The 3,480-nt window shown below is 30.5% G+C and carries 3 protein-coding genes; 2 read left to right on the forward strand and 1 reads right to left on the reverse strand.

Translation table 11 applies throughout. The features are described 5' to 3' along the window. A partial coding sequence (locus AB1Z17_RS05205; RefSeq protein ID WP_368050737.1) for an amidase family protein occupies positions 1–1,060 on the forward strand: 1,060 nt, incomplete at its 5' end. A gap of 3 nt (positions 1,061–1,063) precedes the next feature. Here the strand turns inward: AB1Z17_RS05205 and AB1Z17_RS05210 are convergent. Then, entirely contained in the window at positions 1,064–2,125 is a 1,062-nt protein-coding gene (locus AB1Z17_RS05210; RefSeq protein WP_368050738.1) for a serine hydrolase domain-containing protein, read from the reverse strand. Positions 2,126–2,224: 99 nt separating this feature from the next. Between AB1Z17_RS05210 and rimO the strand changes: the two genes are divergently transcribed. Continuing rightward, the coding region (gene rimO, locus AB1Z17_RS05215; RefSeq protein ID WP_368050739.1) for a 30S ribosomal protein S12 methylthiotransferase RimO at positions 2,225–3,480 on the forward strand (1,256 nt) is incomplete at its 3' end.

The following is a 3,480-nucleotide window of genomic DNA, read 5'->3' on the forward strand; positions in this document are numbered from 1 at the left end:
CGGTGCCTTAATTTTAGGAAAAGCCAATTTAAGTGAGTGGGCGTATTATTTTTGCAGTGGTTGTCCTGTTGGTTATAGTGCTGTTGGAGGTCAAACATTAAATCCATATGGAAGAAAAGTTTTTGAAACTGGAGGCTCAAGTTCAGGAAGTGGCGTAACAGTAGCTGCAAATTTTGCAGTTGCAGCAGTAGGTACAGAAACTTCAGGTTCTATTTTATCGCCATCAAGTCAAAATTCTGTGGTGGGATTAAAACCGACTATAGGTTTATTAAGTCGTACCGGAATTGTACCAATTTCAAGTACTTTAGACACTCCAGGTCCAATGACAAAAAGTGTTAAGGACAATGCCATTTTTCTTTCAGCAATGTTAGGTGAAGATATAGAAGATGCAGCAACCAAAGGAAATGACAAGCAATTAAATTATATAGATTCTTTAAGTACTTCAACCTTAAGAGGAAAAAGATTTGGAGTTATAACAGCGCTATTAGCAGATTCTATTTACAAAAGAACAATCCAAATTATTAAAAGAGCAGGAGCAGAAATAGTTGAATTTGAGCAACCTAAAGTTGGCTTAAATGGTTTTTTAACCTTGTTAAATATTGATATGAAACAAGATTTGCCAGATTATTTGAAAAATTATGCTGATCCAACTGTTGAAATTTCATCTGTTGAGGATGTTGTAAATCTAAATTTATTAGATTCAATAAAACGCGCACCTTATGGGCAACAATTATTTGAAGGAATTTTAAATGATACTACATCGACTGAAGCATTTGAATTGGTAAAACAAAATTTGTATAAAAATGGTATTGAATTTTTAAATACTCCGATGGAAGCGTATAATTTAGATGCTATTTTATCTATAAATAATTACCATGCAGGTTTTGCCGCAGTTGCAAAATATCCTTGTTTAACCGTACCAATGGGATATAAAAAATCAGATGAGCCAATTAGTTTAACATTTATTGCAAAACCTTATCAAGAACAAAAATTATTACAGTTAGGGTTTGCTTTTGAAAAATTAACAAAGGCAAGAAAACTTCCTGTTAACTATAAATAATTTTTAATTTATTATTAAATTAATTTTTCCCCAAAGTTCGTTGTCAAAATTTGAAAGGGCAAAATTTGTACCTTCTGAGCTTTCACCCATTCTAATAATTACCAACTTTTTACTTGGCGAAACATAAATTTTTTGATCGTTTTTACCTAAAGCAGCATATAAATCATTTGGAGCATTTGGGATTAATTTTCCTTGAAATTCAAATTGAGATTGCGGTAAATGATAAGAAGATTTTCCATTTAACCACCATAAATACCCATAGGCTTTATTTATATTTTGAGAAGTATTTATTGAATTTATAAAAAAATCTTCATTTATAATTTTTGTTGAATTCCAGGCTCCTTTATTAAATGCTAATAAACCAAACCTTGCCATGCTTCTAGTTGTACTATAATATACACTAAAATCACCAGTTTGCAACCAGGTTCCTGTCATTCCAATTTTATCCCTCAAATTTGTATTAAAAAATGTTGAAAATGATTGCTTTGAAGTAGTTTCAATAACATCTTGTAATTTTACATATACATTGTGGTAAGCCCAACTTGTTCCAGCATCTGATAAATATTGTAAATTTGCTGGACTAACTTTATCCCCTAAACTATCATCTAAACCAGATGTCATAGTTAATAAATGCTTACAAGTAATTAAATTTTCTTTAGTTACAGGTAAGCTTGTCCAACCAGTTTCTATATAATCTGAAACTTTATTATTTATATTTAGTAAACCTTTTTCTTCGGCAATACCAGTTATTATTGAGGTTAATGTTTTTCCAGCACTTGCCCAATACCAAGGTTTTGATTCGGAATGATCACCAAAATATTTTTCAATAACAATTCTACCATTGTATAAAATAATGAACGATTTTGTATTTTTTTCTTCTAAATAAGTTATTAATGGTTCAATTTCTTGAGTATTCCAATTTAATTCAGAAGGAGTAATTGTTTCCCAATTATGTCCTGTTATTGGTGGAAAATAAATAGACTTTTCTGTTGTTGATAAGTCTTCATTTTGTGAACAGGAAAAAATACTGACTAATAGCGTAATAAATAAGAAGTATTTTTTCATATATAAAAAGTTAAAAATTTGCGTATTTATATTTAGACTAAACTCAATTAAAAAGGTTTACTTACTTTTGCAAAAAATAAAATTTAAAATACAAAATTTGTGCGTACAAAAACAAAGAAAGAAAATAAAATCAATGTTGTAACTTTAGGTTGTTCTAAAAACGTTTACGATAGTGAAGTGTTAATGGGACAGTTAAAAGCAAACAATAAAAATGTTGTTCACGAAGATGAAAATGATGATGGAAATATTGTTGTTATAAATACCTGTGGTTTTATTGGTGATGCAAAGGAAGAATCTGTAAATACTATTTTACATTATGTAAATAAAAAGGAATTAGGTGAAGTTGATAGAGTTTATGTTTCTGGTTGTTTAAGCGAACGATATAAACCAGATTTACAAAAGGAAATCCCTAATGTTGATGAGTATTTTGGCACACACGATTTACCAAATTTATTAAAGGTTTTAGATGCAGATTATAAGCACGAATTGGTAGGTGAACGTTTAACAACCACGCCAACACATTATGCTTATTTAAAAATTGCTGAAGGTTGTGATAGACCTTGTTCGTTTTGTGCCATTCCACTAATGCGTGGTAAACACGTTTCAACTCCGATTGAAAATCTAGTTATTGAAGCAACAAAACTGGCTAAAAAAGGAATTAAAGAACTGATTTTAATTGCACAAGATTTAACCTATTACGGATTAGATATTTACAAAAAAAGAGCCTTGGCAGATTTGTTAAAAGAATTGGCAAAAGTTGAAGGTATTGAGTGGATCCGTTTGCATTATGCATTTCCAACTGGATTTCCGTTAGATGTTTTAGAAGTAATACATAGCGAACCTAAAGTTTGTAATTATATAGACATTCCGTTACAACATATTAACGATGCTATTTTAAAGTCTATGCGTAGAGGAACTTCGCACGAAAAAACGACTAATTTAATTACAGAATTTAGAAAGTCTGTGCCAAATATGGCAATTAGAACTACTTTAATTGTTGGTTATCCAGGTGAAACTGAAGCCGCATTTCAAGAATTGAAAGACTGGGTTCAAGAAATGCGTTTTGAGCGTTTAGGAGCTTTTGCATATTCGCACGAAGAAAATACACACGCTGCAAATTTAGAAGATGATGTACCAGAAGAAGTGAAACAACAACGTGTTAATGATATTATGGAACTTCAAAGTCAGATTTCTTGGGATTTAAATCAGGAAAAAGTTGGAAAAACTTTTAAAGTAATTATTGACAGAAAAGATGGAAATGAATTTGTTGGAAGAACTGAATTCGATTCTCCAGATGTTGATAATGAAGTTTTAATTGATGCAACTAAGTATTATGTTCAAGTTGGTAAGTTTGC

It is taken from the genome of Lutibacter sp. (assembly GCF_040883305.1).
Lineage (GTDB): Bacteria > Bacteroidota > Bacteroidia > Flavobacteriales > Flavobacteriaceae > Lutibacter.